General features: G+C 72.9%; 17 protein-coding genes. 8 read left to right on the forward strand and 9 right to left on the reverse strand.

Going from position 1 to position 19273, the window contains the following annotated elements; genetic code table 11:
- The first annotated feature begins 37 nt into the window (after positions 1-37).
- Entirely contained in the window at positions 38-970 is a 933-nt protein-coding gene (locus tag ACWER9_RS14905; protein ID WP_452302356.1) for an alpha/beta fold hydrolase, read from the forward strand.
- Positions 971-974: 4 nt separating this feature from the next.
- Here the strand turns inward: ACWER9_RS14905 and ACWER9_RS14910 are convergent, their stop codons facing one another.
- Positions 975-1340 (reverse strand): hypothetical protein, encoded by a 366-nt coding sequence (locus ACWER9_RS14910; RefSeq protein WP_452302357.1) that lies wholly within the window; start codon positions 1338-1340, stop codon positions 975-977.
- Complete coding sequence (locus tag ACWER9_RS14915; RefSeq protein WP_452302358.1) at positions 1337-4222, reverse strand: SseB family protein; 2886 nt, start codon at positions 4220-4222, stop codon at positions 1337-1339. Before ACWER9_RS14915 ends, ACWER9_RS14910 begins: the two co-directional genes overlap by 4 nt.
- A 152-nt stretch (positions 4223-4374) precedes the next feature.
- Between ACWER9_RS14915 and mycP the strand changes: the two genes are divergently transcribed.
- On the forward strand, positions 4375-5598 hold the full coding sequence (gene mycP, locus ACWER9_RS14920) for a type VII secretion-associated serine protease mycosin (RefSeq protein WP_452302359.1): 1224 nt from the start codon (positions 4375-4377) through the stop codon (positions 5596-5598).
- Positions 5599-5683: 85 nt separating this feature from the next.
- On the opposite strand, the gene ACWER9_RS14925 is transcribed toward mycP, so the two are convergent.
- A complete protein-coding gene (locus tag ACWER9_RS14925; protein WP_357355528.1) occupies positions 5684-5977 on the reverse strand; it encodes a WXG100 family type VII secretion target in 294 nt (97 codons plus the stop codon).
- Positions 5978-5998: 21 nt separating this feature from the next.
- Complete coding sequence (locus ACWER9_RS14930; RefSeq protein ID WP_357355530.1) at positions 5999-6319, reverse strand: WXG100 family type VII secretion target; 321 nt, start codon at positions 6317-6319, stop codon at positions 5999-6001.
- Between the two features lie 290 nt (positions 6320-6609).
- Between ACWER9_RS14930 and eccE the strand changes: the two genes are divergently transcribed.
- The 4 genes from eccE to rarD all read left to right on the forward strand — a co-directional run bounded on the left by eccE (position 6610) and on the right by rarD (position 10572).
- Positions 6610-8565 carry a type VII secretion protein EccE gene (gene eccE / locus ACWER9_RS14935; protein WP_452302360.1) on the forward strand — a complete coding sequence of 652 codons (1956 nt, stop codon included), beginning with the start codon at positions 6610-6612 and terminating at the stop codon, positions 8563-8565.
- 61 nt (positions 8566-8626) lie between these two features.
- On the forward strand, positions 8627-9013 hold the full coding sequence (locus ACWER9_RS14940; protein ID WP_091395522.1) for a phage holin family protein: 387 nt from the start codon (positions 8627-8629) through the stop codon (positions 9011-9013).
- Between the two features lie 132 nt (positions 9014-9145).
- The gene (locus tag ACWER9_RS14945; protein ID WP_452302361.1) at positions 9146-9643 is read left to right on the forward strand and encodes a GNAT family N-acetyltransferase; all 498 of its coding nucleotides are present in this window, start codon (positions 9146-9148) and stop codon (positions 9641-9643) included.
- Positions 9640-10572, forward strand: a complete 933-nt coding sequence (gene rarD / locus ACWER9_RS14950; protein WP_452302362.1) for an EamA family transporter RarD — start codon at positions 9640-9642, stop codon at positions 10570-10572. Before ACWER9_RS14945 ends, rarD begins: the two co-directional genes overlap by 4 nt.
- Positions 10573-10638: 66 nt before the next feature.
- Here the strand turns inward: rarD and ACWER9_RS14955 are convergent, their stop codons facing one another.
- Both ACWER9_RS14955 and ACWER9_RS14960 read right to left on the reverse strand, forming a co-directional pair.
- On the reverse strand, positions 10639-11355 hold the full coding sequence (locus ACWER9_RS14955) for an anti-sigma factor family protein (RefSeq protein WP_452302363.1): 717 nt from the start codon (positions 11353-11355) through the stop codon (positions 10639-10641).
- The gene (locus ACWER9_RS14960; RefSeq protein WP_051708644.1) at positions 11352-11867 is read right to left on the reverse strand and encodes a sigma-70 family RNA polymerase sigma factor; all 516 of its coding nucleotides are present in this window, start codon (positions 11865-11867) and stop codon (positions 11352-11354) included. The genes ACWER9_RS14955 and ACWER9_RS14960 overlap by 4 nt, the downstream gene beginning before the upstream one ends.
- A gap of 215 nt (positions 11868-12082) precedes the next feature.
- Here ACWER9_RS14960 and ACWER9_RS14965 point away from each other — a divergent pair, with 215 nt between their 5' ends.
- On the forward strand, positions 12083-14209 hold the full coding sequence (locus ACWER9_RS14965; protein ID WP_452302364.1) for a PhoX family protein: 2127 nt from the start codon (positions 12083-12085) through the stop codon (positions 14207-14209).
- A gap of 109 nt (positions 14210-14318) precedes the next feature.
- On the opposite strand, the gene ACWER9_RS14970 is transcribed toward ACWER9_RS14965, so the two are convergent.
- Positions 14319-15101, reverse strand: coding sequence for an IclR family transcriptional regulator (locus ACWER9_RS14970; RefSeq protein ID WP_452302365.1), 783 nt, complete (start codon positions 15099-15101; stop codon positions 14319-14321).
- Between the two features lie 154 nt (positions 15102-15255).
- On the opposite strand from ACWER9_RS14970, the gene ACWER9_RS14975 reads away from it, so the two are divergent.
- A complete protein-coding gene (locus ACWER9_RS14975; protein ID WP_452302366.1) occupies positions 15256-16482 on the forward strand; it encodes an MFS transporter in 1227 nt (408 codons plus the stop codon).
- Here the strand turns inward: ACWER9_RS14975 and ACWER9_RS14980 are convergent.
- Positions 16458-17543 carry a polyprenyl synthetase family protein gene (locus ACWER9_RS14980; protein ID WP_452302367.1) on the reverse strand — a complete coding sequence of 362 codons (1086 nt, stop codon included), beginning with the start codon at positions 17541-17543 and terminating at the stop codon, positions 16458-16460. The genes ACWER9_RS14975 and ACWER9_RS14980 overlap by 25 nt on opposite strands.
- Before the next feature lie 90 nt (positions 17544-17633).
- Positions 17634-19187 (reverse strand): NADH-quinone oxidoreductase subunit NuoN, encoded by a 1554-nt coding sequence (gene nuoN, locus ACWER9_RS14985; protein ID WP_452302368.1) that lies wholly within the window; start codon positions 19185-19187, stop codon positions 17634-17636.
- Positions 19188-19273: the final 86 nt, after the last annotated feature.

The following is a 19273-nucleotide window of genomic DNA, read 5'->3' on the forward strand; positions in this document are numbered from 1 at the left end:
GGGTCGCCTGCGGCCACCGGGTCCTAGGCTGTCTGCCATGACCGACCAGCGCGGCGGGGCCGTCGACGAGTCCTGTGTCCTCACCGAGGGGCCGTGGACGCACCGCTTCGTCGGCGCCAACGGCAGCCGGTTCCACGTGGTCGAGGCCGGCACCGGGCCGATGGTGCTGTTCCTGCACGGCTTCCCGGAACACTGGTGGGCCTGGCACCAGATGCTGCCTGCGGTGGCCGACGCCGGCTTCCGGGCGGTCGCCGTCGACCTGCGCGGCTACGGCGCCAGCGACAAACCACCCCGGGGGTACGACGGCTACACCCTCGCCGCCGACATCGCCGGGCTGATCCGCGCGCTCGGTGAACGATCCGCGACGATCGTCGGCAGCGGCCTCGGTGGCATGGTGGCCTGGACGGTGGCGTCCTTCCACCCATCCCTCGTCCGCCGGCTCGTGGTGCTGGGGGCACCGCACCCGCTGCGACTGCGCGCCGCCATCTTCGCCGACCCGCGCGGGCAGTTCACCGCCTCCACCCCGGCGCTGAAGTTCCAGCTACCCCGCTACGAGCACGTGCTGACCCGCGACGGCGCAGCAGCCGTCGGCGAGATCATGCGCCGCTGGGGCGGCCCGCACTGGGTGGCCGGGTCGGACTTCGAGGCGTACGCCGAGCGGTGCCGGGAGGCGATGTGCATTCCGCAGGCCGCGTTCTGCGCGCTCGAGGGTTACCGCTGGGCGTTCCGCTCGCTGCTGCGACTGCACGGTTACCGGTTCGTCCGCCTGATGCAGAAGCCGCTGTCCACCCCGACCCTGCAACTGCACGGCGCCCTGGACGGCGCTTCCCTGCCCCGCACCGCGCTGGGCTCCGGTCGGTACGTCGTCGCCCCGTACGAGTGGCGACTGCTCGACGGGGTGGGGCACTTCCCGCACCTGGAGGCACCGGATCTGGTGCTCGGTGAGATCCTGCGGTGGGCGAAGACCTGACCGGTCAGACCCGCTGCTCGCGCAGGTCGGTGACCTCGGCGGCCGGTGCCCAACCCTGGTAGACGCCGAAGTCGAAGACCTCCAGCCGCATCGCCTCGGCCACCGGCCAACGACCGCCGGTGTATTCCACCCGCAGCCAGGCGTCATGCTCGCCGAGCACGATGAACGGCTGACCCTGCCAGGTGCAGGTCGTCCGCACGTACGCCAGATCCTCGATCTCGCTCGCCGGCAGCACCCGGACGTAGCGGCCCGCGCGGACCTCCTCGAAGCCCTCAGCCGGCTCGGGCTGGTAGAGGCGGATGTCGTCGCCGTCCGGGCTGGCCTGGTATTCCCGGCCCTGCCAGCGGGCCACGTAACCGTCGCGCATCACGCCTCCCCGACCCGTCGCCAGGTGACCGAGTCGGTGTCCAGTTCGGCGACCACCCGCTCGCTGCCGTCCGCGCCGATCCGCCAGAGTTGGGCACCGTGCGGCAGGCGGGCGCTGTCCACCTTGAACTCCGCCACCACGTCGCTGCTCTCGCCCGGGGCGAAGCCGTTGCCCCGGAACGGCGGGCGTTCGATGACCCAGCCCTCCATGGCCCGCATCGCCGGCTCGTTCTGCCCGCCGTACGGGATGCGGTAGAGGCTGGGCCGGTGCGCCGGCCAGCGCAGCACGTAGATCTCCTCGGCGTCCGGGGCGAACGGTGAGCCGGGGTAGCTGAGGCCGAGCGCCTCGTGCAGCTGAGTCGGTGTGGTCAGGTGGGACAGCTCACCGGCGCGGTGCACGAACCCGGACACCCGGTCGTAGCCGCGATCCAGGTAGTACGCGAGCTGGCTCGGCGCGATCGCCTTCTGCATGACCGTGGGTCGGGTCGGGTCGACCGCTGCGGGAGCGTACCGGGGACGGGCGGTGGGCTCGGCCACGGCCGGCGCCTCCTCCTGGTCCACCTCCAGGTCGTCCCCGAGCCCCACCTCGGCAGCCCAGTTGGCCAGCGCGACGATCTGCTCGCCGGGCAACTTGGCGCCGACCGGCGTGCCCGGGTTGACGGCGAACGACCAGTCCTCGTCGGGCCAGCGCCGGATCAGTTGGGCGAACTTCACCCGGACCGTGTCGACGTCACCCTCGACATGGTCGGCGAGGCGCTCGGACGACGTGTAGACCACCACGTACGTCTCGCCGTCGAGCTGCCCGGTGCGCCAGACGAAGCCGGGGTCTCCCGGGCGGCTTCCCCGTACCGAGTCCGGTGCCGCCGGCAGCAGCACCCGGGCCAGCAGGAGGGTGGACAGGAACGTGTCGGTGCTGCCGGAGCCGGCGGCGCTGAGCAGGTCCTCCTCGACCGTGTTGGCCGGCTCGAACTCGACCGGCACCGGCTGGTCGGCCGACGGCTCCGGACCGTCGCTCCCGAACAGGCTCTCGCCGCCGCCCTCGGTGTCGGCCCGGCCCGTACCGACCGGGCCGCCCGACGAACCACCGCTGTCGGCGCTGACCGGGGCGTCGACGCGCGACTCAGCTAGGCCAGCGCCGGTCTCTGCCGGCAGCACGGGAGTCGGGATGGACGGGCTCGGGGTGGGTTGACCGGGGTTGAACGACGTGGGCGCCGACGGGCTGGGACCGAAGGACGACGGACCGAACAGGCCCGGGTCGGAGGGCGCCGAGCCGAACGGCGGCGGGGCGGTCACGGCCGGGCTGGGGCTGGGGCTGGGGGACGATGAGCCGAACAGGCTCGGACCGGAAGGCGTCGAGCCGAACGGTGGCGGGCCGGTCTCGGCCGGGCTGGGCCGGCGGGCCGCCTCGGGCGGTGTGCTGCTCTCGACCGGGTCGGTGAGGTCGCGGGACTCGATGATGGTGCCCTCGATGACGATGGGCGTGAAGCCCCGGCGGGGCGCGGGCGGCCCGGAGACCGGCTCCGCGACGGACGCCGGCAGATCCTCCGCCGGCGCGAACCGGCCCGGCCGGTCCTGGGGGATCGCCTGCGTCTCCTCTGCCGACGGACCGGGCCGCCCCGCGGCACGGGTCGGTGGAGGCTCACCGGTCATCCGGAACGCGCGGGTGGGCTCCTCGGCGAGCGGGTTGTGCCGGCGCGGAGGCAGCGGCTGGGTGATCTCCTCGCCGGATGGCGGTGCGCCCATCCCGCGGGACGCGCCGAGACCGCCCTCCGGCCGGGACGCGCCGTGGCGGCCCTCGGGCCGACGCATCGGCTGGGTGGCTGCCGGATCCGCCGCCATCGGAAAGGCTCGCGTGGCGGTCTCGTCGGCTGGCGCGTCGGCCGGACGTCGGCGGGGGAAGGGCTGGCTGCCTCGGCCGAACCGGGTCGGCGGGGCCGCCCGGTCACCCGGACGGCCCCCGCTCGGGGCGGAGTCCCGGGCCGGGGTGGGGTCGAAGAAGGAACGCCGAGGTGCCGCCTGAGGGCCACCGTTGCCGTTACCCACGGCGGGGCCGTCGCCGTCGCCCGGCCGGGTCGCTGCCGGCCACCCCACGCTCGGCCCAGGCCGGTCGGTGGTGGGGCCGGCGGAACCCAACGGGGTGAAACGGGACGGCCGTCCGGCGCGGGGCGGGACTCCGCTGCCTGCCGTGGGTCGGGGCGGCTCGGCGGGGTGCCGCTGACCGGCGGCGGGCGGCTCCTCCTCGCCCGATCGGCGAGGCGGCTCGGCGGCGGGGACGGGTGGCCGGGGTGCCGGGCCCGGCACCGGGGGGCCACCCACCCGGGGCGCCCTTCGGGGCGGGATCGGCGCAGCCGGGCCGGAGTCGGGCCCGGACGAGAACGCCCCCGCCGCCGGCGACGACCCAGCGGCTGGTGCGGCGTCCCGGGGTGGCGTGCCGGGCCGGGTGCGGGCCAACGTCTCGGCCCGTTCCAGGCGAGCGCGTGCACCCATGGCCCGGCCGGGCAGTCGCACGTCGCCTCGGGACAGCTGCGACACGAACCAGGCCGGTAGGTAACCCTCGACCGGCAGACCCGGATTGACGGCGAGCCACCACTCATGGTTGGGCCAGCTGGCCGCGAGGTCGGCGAAGGGGATGCGGCGGTTGCTGCCGGCGTGGTCGCCGAGGCAGGCCCGCAGTGCGGTGGCGGAGGTGAAGGCCAGGACGTGGGTCCGGCCGCCGGTGGTCCAGGTGCCCCAACCGGCGGGTGGCTGGCCGGGCTGCGTCGGCGCGGAGACCGGCAGCAGCACATCGGTGCGGGACAGGAGCCGGAAGTAGAGCTCCTGGTCGTTGGCGCGCAGCGCATCGCGCATCGCCACCTCGGCCTCCGTGGCCGGCTCCCATTCGGTCACGGCCACCTCTCCTTCCGAGAACAGGCCACAGGTATCGCGTACAACCTACAAGGTGGTACCAAGATCACAATGGCTGGCCGGCGGCGGCCCGCCGAGGCGCGCAGGAGGCGATAACATCCCGTTCCGGAGCCGACACGATACGGAGGGTGTCGATGTCCCGATCGTTCCCGCGCCCGGTCCTCGCAGGTCTGGCCGTCAGCCTGCTGACCGTACCGGCCCTTCCGACCGTCGCCGCCACCGCCGGGCTCCGGGCGGCCCCGACGTGCGCCACCCCACTCGCCCCCGTCCGGCCGGTCGCGGCCACGCCCTGGCCACAGCAGCGGTACGACCCGGCGCGGCTCGCGCCGCTTGCCACCGGCCTCGGAGTGACGGTCGCGGTGGTCGACTCCGGCGTGGACCGGGTGCACCCGCAGCTGGTCGGGCGGGTGCTGACCGGCGCCGACCTGCTCGACCCCGGCGGGGACGGTGGTCGGGACTGCGCCGGGCACGGCACCGGTGTGGCGAGTATCATCGCGGCGGCACCCCGCCCCGACGTCGCCTTCCGTGGCCTGGCACCGGGCGCCCGCATCCTGCCGGTGCGGGTGAGTGAGCAGCAGGTGGTCCAGGGGCGGGAGTCGGGGCGTACGGTCAGCGCCGACGAGTTCGCCCGGGCCATCCGGTGGGCCGTCGACAACGACGCCGACGTGGTGAACCTGTCCGTGGTGCTGTACGCGGACGACCCGGAGGTCCGCTCGGCCGTGCGGTACGCGGTCGACCGGGACGTGGTGCTGGTGGCCGCCGCCGGCAACCTGCACGACAGCGGGAACCCCCGACCGTTCCCGGCCGGCTACGACGGGGTGCTCGGCGTGGGTGCGATCGGCGCGGACGGTGGGCGGGCGACGTTCTCGCAGACCGGCTCGTACGTCGATCTGGTGGCGCCGGGCAGCGACGTGCTGACCGCCGCACCCGGTGCCGGCCACCATCGGGTCGAAGGCACCAGTTACGCGGCGCCGTTCGTGGCCGCCACCGCCGCGTTGTTGCGGGAGTATCGGCCCGAACTGACCGCCGCCCAGGTGGCCGAGCGGATCATCGTCACCGCCGATCCAGCACCCGGCGTGGGCCGGGGCGGCGGGTACGGCGCCGGGGTGTTGAACCCCTACCGGGCGGTCACCGAGACCAGTGGCGGGCGTGCGGCCGGCGCTCGGCCGGTCGCCGGGCTCGCCGACGATCGGGCCGACCCGGCGCAGCTCGCCCGGGAGGCCCGCCGGGCCGCCGCCCGGGACCGGGCTCTGCTTGTCGGCGCGGCGGTCGGCATGACGGCGGTCACCGTGGCGTTGCTCGCCCTGGTGGTGCCCCGGGGCGTCCGTCGCCGTTGGCGCCCGGCCGGCCCGACCTGAGCCCGCCCGCACGCGGCCGTGACCTCCGGCCCGGTGCGGGCGGGGCGCTGACCCGGACACGGTCAGCGCTCCCGGCCCACATCGCTCACTGGAACAGCCCGGTGTTCTTCTTCTCGGTGTCCAGGTAGTCGGTGGCGGAGTCGTTCACCGCCAACCTGATGTCACGCAGCATGCCCTGCAGGTCCTGCGAGGCCGAGCGCCACCGCGCCTGCCGCTGCTCGTAGGCCTGCCGCGCCTCGCCCGTCCAGCTCGCCACAAGCGGAGCGGCGTCGCGTTCGAGTTGGCCGAGCTGCGAGTCGAGGGTGTTCAACGCCTTCTGGATGTCAGCGCCGGCCTGCTGCAGCGCGGCGAAGTTGACGACCAGCACACCATGGTCCATCGGATTCCCTCCCCAGCGGGATCAGAGCGGCAACTGGATGCCGCCGCGGTTGGTGCCGGCCACCCGGCTGGCCACCTCGTCGTCGGACGCGTCGTACTGCCGACCGGCGGTGCGGATCGCGCCTGCCGTTTCGCGCAGCGCGCGGTGCAGGGCCGCCTGGTCCTGTGACCACTGCTGCTTGACCTGCTCGAAGGACCGGCCACCAGCGCCACGCCATGCCTGCTGCAACACCTCCAGCTCGGCCAGCAGGCCGGTCAGCATGGACTGCAACGACTGGTCCACCTGCTCGAACTTCGCTGCGGTCTGCTGCATCACCGCTGCTTCTGCCTTGGTTTGGGACACCCGGACGTCACCTCGTCTCTCGGATCGCACCTGGCCGTCGACACGCCCACGCTCGGCGGCGCGTCGTCGCTTGGCCCGGTCGTCGAGCACTGAGACACGGGTCAGCGAAGGACTTCGTGGCTGACGGTAGCGACCTCGTAGCGGTTCTGCTACCCCACGGGCTTCCCCTGTGGACAACCGGGAGGGCCATCGGTCGCTTACGATGTGCCGCAACCACGTCGCGGCGCGTGACGGGCCGCCGGAGGGCGGACCGGCCGCCCGACCCGGTCCCCACTGGTCGAGGAGGCACGGTGCCGGCGATCACCACCGGAGGGCCGCACCCACCGGCGCCGGTCGGGTCCGAGGCAGGCACCTCCGCATCGGCGACCGGGCCGGGTCGACCCACCGACCGTGGCCCGGGGTCGTCCGCTCAGCGCGTTCCCCGTCAGCGGTCCCGGGTGCAGCGCTGGGTGGCACCCGCCCGCCGCGCCTTCGGCGGAGCGCGAGCCGGGCAACTCGTCACCGTGCAGGTCGCTGCGGCGCTCGTCCTCGTCGCCGTCGGCCGGTCCGCACCGCTCGTCGCGGTGGCCGTACTGCTGGCCGTGCTGCTGGTGGCGGCCGCCTGGGTGCCGGTTCGGGGCCGCTGGCTCTTCGAGTGGCTGGCCACCGCGACCGGGCACCTCACCCGCCGCCGGGCCCTGACCGGGCCGGCCGGAGCGGCCGAACTGCTCGACCTTGTCGCCCCGGGCACCGTCGTCCGCTCGACCGAGCTGACCGGGGGGCCCGCGGCCGTTCTCGAGGACACCACGGGCATGGTCGCGCTGCTGGAGCTCGGCGACCCCGGCGACCTGCTCGGCGACGCGTCCCAGGCGATCCCCACCCCGGCCGCGTTGTTCCCCCCGGCCGGTCCGGATCTGCCTCCGCTCGTGCTGCAACTGCTGCTCGCCGGCGCACCGGCGCCCGTGCCGAGCGCCGGCGGCACGGTCGGCACGTCGTACCGGCAGCTCACCGACGGACGCCTCGCCGGGCGCGAACGGGCGGTGGTGGCGGTCCGGGTCCTGCGGGTGAACGGCTGGTCCGAGGAGGACCTGCGCCGCGTCCTGGCCGGCACGGTCCGTCGGATCGTCCGCCGGCTCGGGCCGTTGGCCGCGCGACCGCTCGGGGTGCCCGCCGCGCTACGCGTCCTGGGCGAGTTGGCCCACCAGGACGGCGAACAGGTTCGGGAGACCTGGCCGGCGATCCGGTCCGGCACCCTGGTGCAGGCCACCTTCCGACTTGTCCGGTGGCCCGACGCGGGTGCCACGTCGGCACGCCGACTGGTGCCTCGCCTGCTCACGCTGCCGGCGACGGCCACCACGGTGTCGATCTGCTCAGGCCCGTCGCCGACAACTGCGGTGTCGTCGGGTCCGTCGCCGACCACCGGCGTGCCGACGGAGCTGACCGTACGCTTGGCGGCCGGGACGCCGACCGAGCTGGCGGCTGCCGCCGAGGCGCTGGTCCGCCTGGTGACCGACCTGGGCGGCGAGTTGCGCCGGCTCGACGGCGCCCACCTGGGCGGGCTGGCCGCCACGTTGCCGTTGGCGCTGACAGCGCCCGGCGCGCAGCCCCGCCCACCGACCCCCGGGGCGCAACCCGGCGCTGCCGTGGACGGCTGGGAGCTGTCCCTGGGCGACGCGGGCCTGATGGTCGGCACCAACCGGCACGGTCGCGCCGTCACCGTCCGGCTGTTCCGCCCGGAGGGCACCCGTGTGCTGCTTGTCGGTGGGGTGCGCGCGGCCCAGTTGGTGGCCCTGCGCGCGCTGGCGCTCGGCGCCCTGGTGGTGGTGCAGACCGCGCGGCCCCGCGCCTGGGAGCCGTTCGTCCGGGGGGTCGGCGCGCCGGGCGGCACGATCCCGTTGCTCCCGCCCGGTCGGGCCGTCGCCGACGGGGTGGGCACCGCGCTGCGTCCGCTGCTGCTGGTCGTCGACGCCGGGCCGGTGGCGGCCGCGCCGGGCCCGCCCTGGAGGGCCACCCTCGTGGTACGAGACGTGCTGACTCCGGCCGACGTGGACGCGTTGAGCCGCGCCGACCTGGCGTTACTGCAGCCGCTGACCGCCGCCGAGTCCACCCTGGCCGGAGCCGCGCTGGGGCTCGGCGGTTCGGCGGAGTGGCTGACCCGGATCCGGGAGGACATGGTGGCAGTGGTCAACCGCCGGGCGCTGCGGTGGGCGCTGCTCTCCCCCACTCCGATCGAGGCGCAACTGATCGGGTCGCCTACGCGCGCCTGAGTCGTCAGGTTGGCCTGTTGCCGGGTTACGCCGGTGCGTGGTCCGTGGCACGATCCCCGCCATGGGTTTTCTGAAAGGTCTGCTGATTCGGCTGGCCAGCACAGCTCTGGCTTTCTGGCTGGCCACGCTCCTCATCCCGGGCATCTCCCTGGATTCGAACTCGGCCACCGAGACGGTGACCACGCTGCTTCTGGTGGCGGTGATCTTCGGCGTGGTCAACGCGGTTCTCCAGCCGATCATCAAGACCGTCGGCTGCGGCTTCTACCTGCTGACCCTGGGTCTCATCGCCCTGGTGGTGAACGGTCTGCTGTTCCTGCTCACCAGTTGGATCGCCGACCAGGCCGGGCTGCCGTTCTCGGTGGACGGTTTCTGGCCGGCCGCCGTGCTCGGCGCCCTCTTCGTGAGCATCGTGACCTGGATCCTCGGCGCTGTCCTCGACCGGGACTGACCGGCGACCAGCAGGCACCGACCCGGTCCAGCCCGGGCGCTCCGACCTCGGCCGGAGCCCCGGGCTGGGCCGGTGACCAGAGTTCGGGAATCGGCAGGCCTGAGCGCCCGTCCCCCCGGTTAACGTCGCGTCATGTTCTCGCTGACGAACGATGACGGCCACCTGCTCAGCACCGATCCGGCGCGGATCGACCTGGACCTCGTACACCACTGGTTGTCCACCGACGCGTACTGGGCGCTCGGACGGGACCGGGAGACCACCGAGCAGGCCTTCGCGGGCTCGCTGCCGTTCGGCATCTACCGCCCCGAGGACGGCCGCCAGGTGGCGGTGGCCCGGGTCGTCACGGACCGCGCCACCTTCGCCTGGCTCTGCGACGTGTACGTGGACCGCGCCGCCCGTGGCCGGGGGCTGGGCGGGTGGCTGGCCGGCGCGGTCCGCGACCACCTGGCCGAGTTGGGCGTACGCCGGATCCTGCTCTGCACCAACGACGCCCACGAGGTGTACGCGCGGGTGGGCTTCAGCTCGCTGGACGCGCCGCAGCGGTGGATGCAGCTGGACCGGCGGCCTCCGGTGACCCCGATCACCGGAAAGGAACAAAGCAGCGCTACGCCCCTTACGGTGGAGGCGTGACGCCACTTCGCCTGGGATACCTCTACGGCTTCGGCGCGTACCTGCTCTGGGGTTTCTTTCCGCTCTACCTGAAGCTGCTGCGACCCGCCGGCCCGCTGGAGATCCTGGCCCACCGGATCGTCTGGTCGGTGGTCTTCGTGGCCCTGCTGCTGGCGGCGCTGCGCAACATCGGCTTCCTGCGGTCGCTGCTGCGCCGCCCCTGGGCGGTGGCCGGGATCGTCGCCGCCGCCGCGCTGATCGCGGTCAACTGGGGCACCTACATCTACGGGGTCAACTCCGGCCGGGTGGTGGAGACCGCGCTCGGCTACTTCATCAACCCGCTGGTCGTGGTGCTGCTCGGGGTGACGGTGCTGCGGGAGCGGCTGCGCCCGGCGCAGTGGGTGGCGCTGGGGATCGGCGCGTCGGCGGTGTTGGTGCTCACCGTGGACTACGGCCGGCTGCCCTGGCTGGCGTTGACCCTGGCGTTCAGCTTCGCCGGCTACGGCCTGGTCAAGAAGCGGCTCGGACTGCCGGCGGCCGAGGGGCTCTTCGTCGAGTCGGCGGTGCTGGCGTTGCCGGCTCTCGGTTACCTCGCCTGGCTGACGGCGAAAGCCGACCTGACCTTCGGGCACGTCTCGGCCGGGCACACCGCGCTGCTCGTGCTGGCCGGTGCGGCCACGGCGATTCCGCTGCTGCTGTTCGCCGGGGCGGCCAACCGACTGCCGCTGAGCGGCCTCGGCATGATCCAATATCTGGCGCCGATCCTTCAGCTCGGCTGCGGTGTGCTGATCTTCCACGAGCCGATGCCGCCGGCGCGACTGGCCGGCTTCGCTCTGGTCTGGCTGGCGCTTGTCGTCTTCACCGCCGACGCCGTCCGCACCTCCCGCCACACCCGCCGCCAACCCGCACCTGCGGTCGATCATGGAGTTGTGGTGCCCGCCCAGCATTAGTTCGGGCGATTTGTCACCCAGCACAACTCCATGATCGACGCCGACGGGCCGGCCGGCCGGGGCGGGTTACGGGACCGCGTAGGTTAGTAGGGGGGTGCCGTCGGCTTTTTGGAGTTCCACGCTTACCAGCTCGGCGTCGGTGAAGCGTGTGGCGCCGGTGAAGCTGAGGTCGTCACCGGGAGCCGCCAGCCAGGAGCCGATCTGCTCGGTGGCACCGTTCGGGCCGCGCGCCACAAGCCGGAACGGGTACGCCTTGCCGTAACTCGTCCGCGCGTCGTACCCGCAGCGCATGGTCACCTCGGTGCCCCACTTGGTGCCGGTGAGCCCGAGGTCGGCGTGGACCGGCCCGGCGGTGGCCACCGGTCGCATGGCGACCATCGACACCCGCGGAGCCGGCGTGCCCTGCGCGACGGGGGGCCCGGAGGGGCTGACCGGTCGGGGCAGCGCCACAGCGGTGCCCACACCCACGAGCAGCGCCAACCCCGCGGCGGCAAGTGTGGTCAGTGCGTACCGTCGCCGATCCGCGGCGCGTTCCCGGCGACGGCGCTTGCGGGCCTCGTCGAGCAGCGCGGGCACCCGGGGTGGGGCCGGCGGCGGCATGATCTGCTCCAGCCCCGCCGGGTCGAGACGCCCGAGCAGACCGGGCAGCACCGCGATCTCGGCCACCGCCTCCCGGCACGAGGCGCAGCCGCCGAGGTGCCGCTCGTACGCTGCCCGCTCGGCGGGTGCCAGGGCACCCAGCACGTACGCGCCATCGTCGTACGCGAACTCGCACCGGGTCATCCCGTCACCCCCATCTCGGCCAGGACCAACCGTAGAGACCGCAGCGCGTAGTGGGTGCGGGACTTCACGGTCCCTGGCGGTACGCCCAGGCGGGACGCCGCCTCGGCCACCGACCGCCCCTGGTAGAAGCACTCGACCAGCACCTCCCGGTGGGTCGGGCTGAGTCGGTTCAGCGCCTCGGCGACGGTCCACGCCTCCACCGCGCGCTCGGCCTCGTCGATCACCTCGGGCGGCTCCGGCAGGTCGTCGGTGAACACCTCGCCGACCCGGGTGGACCGCCGCCGCCAGGCGTCGATGGCCAGGTTGCGGGCGGTGGTGAACAGCCAGGACCGCACCGATCCGCGCCGCGGGTCGAGTGACTCCGGATGTCGCCAGGCCCGCAGCAGCGTCTCCTGCACCAGGTCCTCGGCCCGTTGCCGGTCCCCGTTGACCAGCCGCAGGGCGTGGGCGTACAGCGCCTCCGCGTGCTCGTCGTGCAGCGCGCGCAGCAGTTGGGCGTCGTGGTCGCTGATGGCGGTCTCCTCGCTTCCGGCGCGCGTCCGGCGGTGCGTCCGCTCGGGAATACGTGCCGTCACGCCGAACGGTTCAGACCGAGGTCAGACGGCTGCCGCCCGGAGAGGTGTTCATGCCCGGTTCACATCGTGGCCGACGAGCGCTCACCACGTCCTCCTAGCGTCCGGCGGGTACGCCGCCTGTCGTGCCACCGACTTCCCTGGAGGCCTCTCCCATGAGCGACCGTCCCCGGCTGCTCCCCCTGTTGAACGGCGCCCGCCATGGCACCCGCGACGCCATGACCTGTCTCTACCGGTGCGGAAACGCCTGTGACCACCCGGTACCGAACACCTCCGACAACGCGTACTTCGGTGATGTGGTGAACGCCGAGGTGTCGCGGCGTGGCGTGGTCCGGGCCGGCGCGGTCGGCGCGCTGGTGCTCGGCTTCGGCGGCACGGCGGCCGGTGCGCTCGCCGGTGCGGCCCCGGCCATGGCGGCCCCCGCCACCCCGGACGTCCCGGAGGCCTTCGGTTTCGGCCGTCCCAGCACCGGAGTCGGCAGTGGTGCACTGACCTTCAAGCCGATCCCACCGAACAAGCTGGACACCCTGGTCGTGCCGAACGGCTACGACCACGCCGTGGTGATCAAGTGGGGTGACCCGGTGCTGCCGGGCGCTCCGGAGTTCGACCTGCACCACCAGACCGCCGCCGCGCAGTCCAAGCAGTTCGGTTACAACAACGACTTCGTGGGCGTGCTGCCGCTGGACAAGCAGGGCAAGCGGGCGCTGCTCGTGGTCAACCACGAGTACACGAACGAGGACCTGATGTTCCCGGGCTTCCCCGGCCTCGACGGGCTCTCCGTGGAGCAGCTGCGCACCGCCATGGCCGCGCACGGCATGTCCGTGGTGGAGCTGGAGCGGGTCGCGGGCACCGGGCAGTGGCAGCCGGTCGGCAAGGGTCCGCGGCCGTACAACCGGCGCGTCACCGCCCTGAGCACCAAGTTCGACCTGACCGGCCCGGCTGCCGGCTCGGCCTGGCTGAAGACCGCCGCCGACCCCAAGGGCCGCACCGTCGTCGGCACGCTCAACAACTGCGCCGGTGGCGTGACCCCGTGGGGCACGGTGCTCTCCGGCGAGGAGAACTTCAACCAGTACTTCGTCGGGGCCGACGCCGCCCCGGCCGAGCTGAAGCCGAAGCTGGACCGCTACGGCATCGGCACCGCCAGCCGCTACCCCAGCGGCAGCCGCAAGTGGGAGCGCGCGGACGAGCGCTTCGACCTGGCGAAGCACCCCAACGAGGCGCACCGGTTCGGGTGGGTCGTCGAGATCGACCCGTTCGACCCGGAGAGCCGCCCGCGCAAGCACACCGCGATGGGCCGGTTCAAGCACGAGGGCGCCAACGTGATCGTCGCGAAGGACGGTCACGTGGTCGCGTACATGGGCGACGACGAGCGGTTCGACTACCTCTACAAGTTCGTCTCGGACAAGAAGTTCATGAAGGGCAACTCCTGGGCTGCCCGCAAGCACAACCTGACCCTGCTGGAGTCCGGCACGCTCTACGTGGCGAAGCTCGACCAGACCAGCGCCGCCGAGATCGACGGCTCGGGCAAGCTCCCCGCCGACGGCGCGTTCGACGGCCGGGGTCGCTGGATCAAGCTGGTCAGCGGCAACCGGTCGTTCGTCGACGGAATGACCGCCGCGGACGTGCTCACCTTCACCCGGCTCGCCGGTGACAAGGTCGGAGCGACCAAGATGGACCGCCCCGAGGACGTCGAGCCGAGCCTGCTCACCGGCAAGGTGTACGTGGCCCTGACGAACAACACCAACCGTGGTGTCGGCAGCAACCCGAAGGCGGACGAGGCCAACCCGCGCAACGCGAACAAGCACGGGCAGATCCTGGAGCTGGTCGAGGACCGCAACGACAACACGTCGGAGACGTTCGCCTGGTCGCTGCCGATCGTCTGCGGCGACCCGACCGACCCGTCGACCTTCTTCGCCGGGTACGACAAGACCAAGGTCTCCCCGATCTCCTGCCCGGACAACGTCGCCTTCGACGCCACCGGCAACCTGTGGATCTCCACCGACGGCAACGCGCTGGGCAGCAACGACGGCCTGTTCGCCACCGCCGTCGAGGGCCCGGAGCGGGGTCACCTCAAGCAGTTCCTGACCGTGCCGCTCGGTGCGGAGACCTGCGGCCCGTTCATCACCGGCGACAACCGCTCGGTCTTCGTCGCGGTGCAGCACCCGGGCGAGATCACCGGGGCCTCGGTGGAGAACCCGGCCTCGAACTGGCCGGACGGTGACTACGCCAAGCCGGGTGTGGTGGTCACCTGGCGTCTCGACGGCGGCCCGGTGGGCAGCTGACGTCGTACCCGCGGCCGAGCGGCCGCTGACGTTGTTCCGGCGGTCCGGCACTGGACCGCCCCGAGAGGCCCTCTCCCAGCCGGGGAGAGGGCCTCTCGGCGGTCAGAGGTCAGGCGTCGGCGGCGATGCCGTCGGCCACGCTGCGGGCGACGGTGAGCAGCCTGGCGCGGACCACCCGGGCGGAGGTCATCATCTCGCTGGCCGGCAACGCGCAGGCCAACACCACCCGGCGTTCCATGTCCTTGTCCGGTGCGACGAGCACCGCGGCGCAGGCCACACCCTGCCGGAACTGCCCCATCTCCAACTGCATGCCGCGCCGGTCGCCGGCGGCCAGGTCCGCCTCGAAACTCTCGGTCGTGGTGAGCGTGGCGGTGGTGAACGGGCGCATGCCGTACTCGCGCAGATAGCGGTGACGCTGGTCGGTGGTGAGGGTGGCAAGCAGCGACTTGCCGAGTGCCGTCGCGTGCGCGCCCTCGTCGAAGCCGGGGACCAGATCCTCCAGGTAGGGCGAGCGGTGCCCCTCGGCGACCGCGGTGAGGGCCACCTGGCCGCCGACGAACCGGCCGAGGTAGTGGCTGTAGCCGGAGTCCAGGGCGGCCCGGCGCAGCGTCTCACCGACCGCCGGCGGGCCCCGGAAGGCCGTCACCAGCTCCCGGTACCGGTCGGCCACCTCCAACCCCACGATGTACGTGCCGTCCTCACGACGGATCACGTAGCCCTCGTAGGCGAGGGTGCGGACCAGATGGTAGGTCGTGGCCACGGTCAGCTCGCAGCGCCGGGCGATCTGCTTGACGGTCAGGCCCTTGGGGGCGCGACCGACCGACTCCAGCACCCGTAGCGCTCGGGACACGCTGCGAATCAGGTCCGAAGGTTCTGCCAAGGGGTCGCGCACAACCACCTCCGCCGCCGTGGACTTACACCATATGAAAAACAGGCCCGGTGCGAAATGCCTGTTCGGGTCGAGGATGCCAGATCACCATCCACAGCTCGTGGCCCGCCGGTCACCAGGAGTGCGGTGAGCGGGGCTCGCGTAGGTTTGCCGGACGATGACAGAAACCTCCACAACCCCCGAGCCGCCCGCGCGAACCCACCCGGTTCGGGCCAGCGCCGGCGCAGTCGTCACGACCGTGGCCTGCGTACTCCCGGTCTTCCTGCTCGGCGGTCTTGCCGTGCAGATGGGCACCGACCTCGGCTTCTCGCCGGCCGGTCTGGGCCTGGCCGTCTCCGTCTACTTCGGGGTCAGCGCGCTGGCCTCGGTGCCCTCCGGCCGCCTGGTCGAGCGGTACGGCCCGGCTCTGGTCGCCCGCTGCGGCATCCTGCTTGCCGCCGGGTCGATGCTGGCAATTGCCGCCTTCGCCCGCTCGTACCCGGTGCTTCTCGGCCTGCTGGCGCTCAGCGCCGCCGCGAACGCGCTGGGCCAGTTGGCGAGCAACGCCGCTCTGGCCCAACATGTGCCGGCCCGGCGACAGGGTCTGTCGTTCGGTGTCAAGCAGGCTGCCATCCCCGTCTCGACCCTGCTGGCCGGGGCAGCCGTGCCCACCATCGCGCTCACCGCCGGCTGGCGCTGGGCGTTCGTGGCCGCCGCGGTGGCCGCGTCGACGACACTTGCCGCCGTACCCCGGCAGGTGCCCGGCCGGGGACGACGGGCCGGTGCCACCCGCGCCGGGCGGGCAACGGCGGCGTTGGTGGTGATCGGCGCGGCGGCGGCGATGGCCTCGGGCGCGGCCAACGCGCTCGGCACCTTCCTGGTGGACTCGGCCGCGGCCCGCGGCCTGTCGCCCGGCCTCGCCGGTCTCACCCTGACCCTGGGCAGCGCGGTCTGCGTGGCGGCCCGGGTGGGCGCCGGCTGGTTGGCCGACCGCCGCGAGACCGGCCACATCGCCGTCATCGCCGCGATGCTGCTCGTCGGCGCGGTCGGGCTGGGCCTGCTCGCGATGACCGGCTCGGTGCCACTGGTGGTCGGCGTGGTGCTCGGCTTCGGCCTGGGCTGGGCCTGGCCCGGCCTGGTGAACTTCGCGGTGGTCCGGCTGCACCCGCAGTCACCGGCCGCCGCCACCTCGATCACCCAGACCGGGGTGTACGCGGGCGGCTGCCTCGGCCCGTTGAGTCTGGGCCCACTCGCCGCCCACCTGGGCTATCCGACGATGTGGGCCATCGCGGCCGGGGCGATGCTGCTCGCCGCCGCCCTCATGCTCGTCGGCAGCCGACTGCTGAGCCGGGCCGCGGCCGCAGCGGGCCGGAATGTGGATCAGCTGGTGCGGTCGGCGATGTAGTCGCAGAGCGACTCGAGCGCGCTGCGGGACGGGCCGTGCGGCAGCGGGGCGAGCTGCGCGCGGGCCTCCTCCGCGTAGCTGCGCACGGTCTCCCGGGCCCGCTTGAGCGCCGGGCTCTCCCGGAGCAGCCCCAACGCCTCCGCGTGCAGCGCGTCGTCGGTGAGTGGGCCGGTCGCCAGGATCTCCCGCAGTCGCACCGACGACGCGTCGGAGTCGTCCGCCTCGCGGGCGTAGAGCACCGGCAAGGTCGGGATGCCCTCGCGCAGGTCCGTGCCGGGGGTCTTGCCCGACTGCACCGACTCGGAGGCGATGTCCAGCAGGTCGTCGGAGAGTTGGAAGGCGACGCCGATCGTCTCGCCATACCCGGCGAGCGCCTCCACGTGCTCCGGGGCGGCACCACCGAACATGCCGCCGAACCGGGCCGACGTGGCGATCAGTGAGCCGGTCTTCTCGGCGATCACGTGCAGGTAGTGGGCCACCGGGTCGTCGTCGGCACGCGGCCCCACGGTCTCCGCGATCTGGCCGTGCACCAGCCGGGCGAAGGTGCGCGCCTGCAACCGCACCGCCTCGGGGCCCAGGTCCGCGGCGATGTCCGCCGCACGGGCGAAGAGGTAGTCGCCGACCAGGATGGCGACCGAGTTGGTCCACCGGGAGTTCGCGCTCGGCGCACCCCGGCGGACGGCAGCCTCGTCCATCACGTCGTCGTGGTAGAGGGTGGCGAGGTGAGTGAGCTCCATCACCACCGCCGCCGGAACGACCTGTGGGCCGTTCGGATCACCGAACTGGGCGCCGAGCGCCACAAGCAACGGCCGGAAACGCTTCCCGCCGGCCTCGACGAGATGCCGGGCCGCCTCGGTGACGAACGGGTCGGCGCTCGCCACGCTGGCCCGCAACTCGACCTCGACCGTGTCCAGCAGACCCAACACGGACGCCTCGACACGGGGATCGGCGAGGTTGAGGCCAAGCGCGCCGAACTGACTCATGCTCGCCCGACCCCGCCGACCGCCGGAGCCGGAGGCACCTGAACGCTCGCCCGCCGGATTCACCACGCCATCAACCATGCCACACGCGTTCGACCTGCTCCGGGCCGGGGATACGCACCGGGGGCCGGCACGTGAACACGCGCCGACCCCCGGTAGTCGTTCCTTCGATCACCGAACGAATTCGGCGGCTCCGGCAGCCAGATCGAGCAGCGGCGACGGGGCGACGCCCAACACCAGGGTCGCCAGCACACCGATCATCAACGCGGCGGAGGTGAGCCCACCCGGCACCGTGACGGTCGGGGTGGACTCGCCCGGCTCGGAGAGCCACATCATCACCACGACCCGCAGGTACGGGAACGCGAGCACCATGCTGGTCAGCACGCCGGCAATCACCAGCCAGGCCTGGCCACCCTCCAGCGCCGGCCCGAAGATGGCGAACTTGCTGGTGAATCCGCTGGTCAACGGGATACCGGCGAAGGCGAGCAGGATGAACGTGAAGAGCGCGGCGAAGAACGGCGACCGTCGGCCCAACCCGGCCCAGCGGGACAGGTGGGTGGCTTCGCCGTCCTCGTCACGCACAAGCGTCACCACGGCGAACGCGGCAAGCACCGAGAAGCCGTACGCGACCAGATAGAACATCGTGCCGGCGAGCCCGTCGCGGCTCGGCGCCAGCACACCGACAAGCAGGTAGCCGGCGTTGGCGATCGAGGAGTACGCGAGCAGCCGCTTGATGTCGGTCTGGGTGACCGCGAGCACCGCGCCCACAAGCATGGTCAGCACCGCCACCGCGCCGAGGACCGGAGTGAAGTCCCAGTTGGCGTCGGCGAACGCGACCTGGAAGACGCGCAGCAGGGCACCGAACGCGGCGACCTTGGTGCAGGCCGCCATGAACCCGGTGACCGGGGTCGGGGCGCCCTGGTAGACGTCCGGGGTCCAGACGTGGAACGGAGCCGCCGCGGCCTTGAAGAGCAGGCCGATGGCGAGCAGAGCCATACCGGCGAAGAGCAGCACCGGGCTGGCCGGCGACTCGCTCACCGCCGCGTGGATGGTGGCGAAGTTGACGCCGGCCGGGCGGTCCGGGATGCCGGCGGTGAAGCCGTAGATCAGGGCCACACCGAACAGGAAGAACGCCGAGGCGTACGCGCCGAGCAGGAAGTACTTCATCGCCGCCTCCTGGCTCAGCAGACGCCGGCGACGGGCCAGCGCGCAGAGCAGGTACAGCGGCAGGGAGAAGACCTCGAGTGCGATGAACATGGTCAGCAGGTCGTTCGCCGCCACGAAGATCAGCATGCCGCCGATCGCGAACGTGGTCAGCGGGTAGACCTCGGTGAGACCGTTACGCCCCTCGGCCTGCCGGCGGTCGTCGGCCGACTCGGCGGTCACCGCGGCCTGGGCGACGAACGCCCCGCCCCGCTCGACCGAGCGGTCACCGATCAGCAGCAGCGCCATCGCGGCCAGCACCAGGATCGCGCCCTGGAGGAACAGCGTCGGCCCGTCGATCGCGAGGGCCTGGCCGGCGGTGATGATCCGCTCGTCGGCGCTGAGCACCACCATGGTCAGTGCCGCGAGCACCGCGAGCAGCGCCAGCGTCAACTGCACCACGTGCCGCCACCGTCGGGGCACCAGGGCCTCGACGAGCACACCGAGCAACGCCGTGCCCAACATGATCAGGATCGGGGCGATCGCCGCGTAGTCGATCGACGGCAGCTTCAACTCGGTCACGGTGCCGACCTTTCGTTCGCGACTGCGCAAGCCTCTGCCCGCGACTGCGGGGCTCGCTTCGCTCTCTCCTCGCGCGGGCGGATGGG

This window comes from Micromonospora sp. NPDC003944, assembly GCF_053605225.1.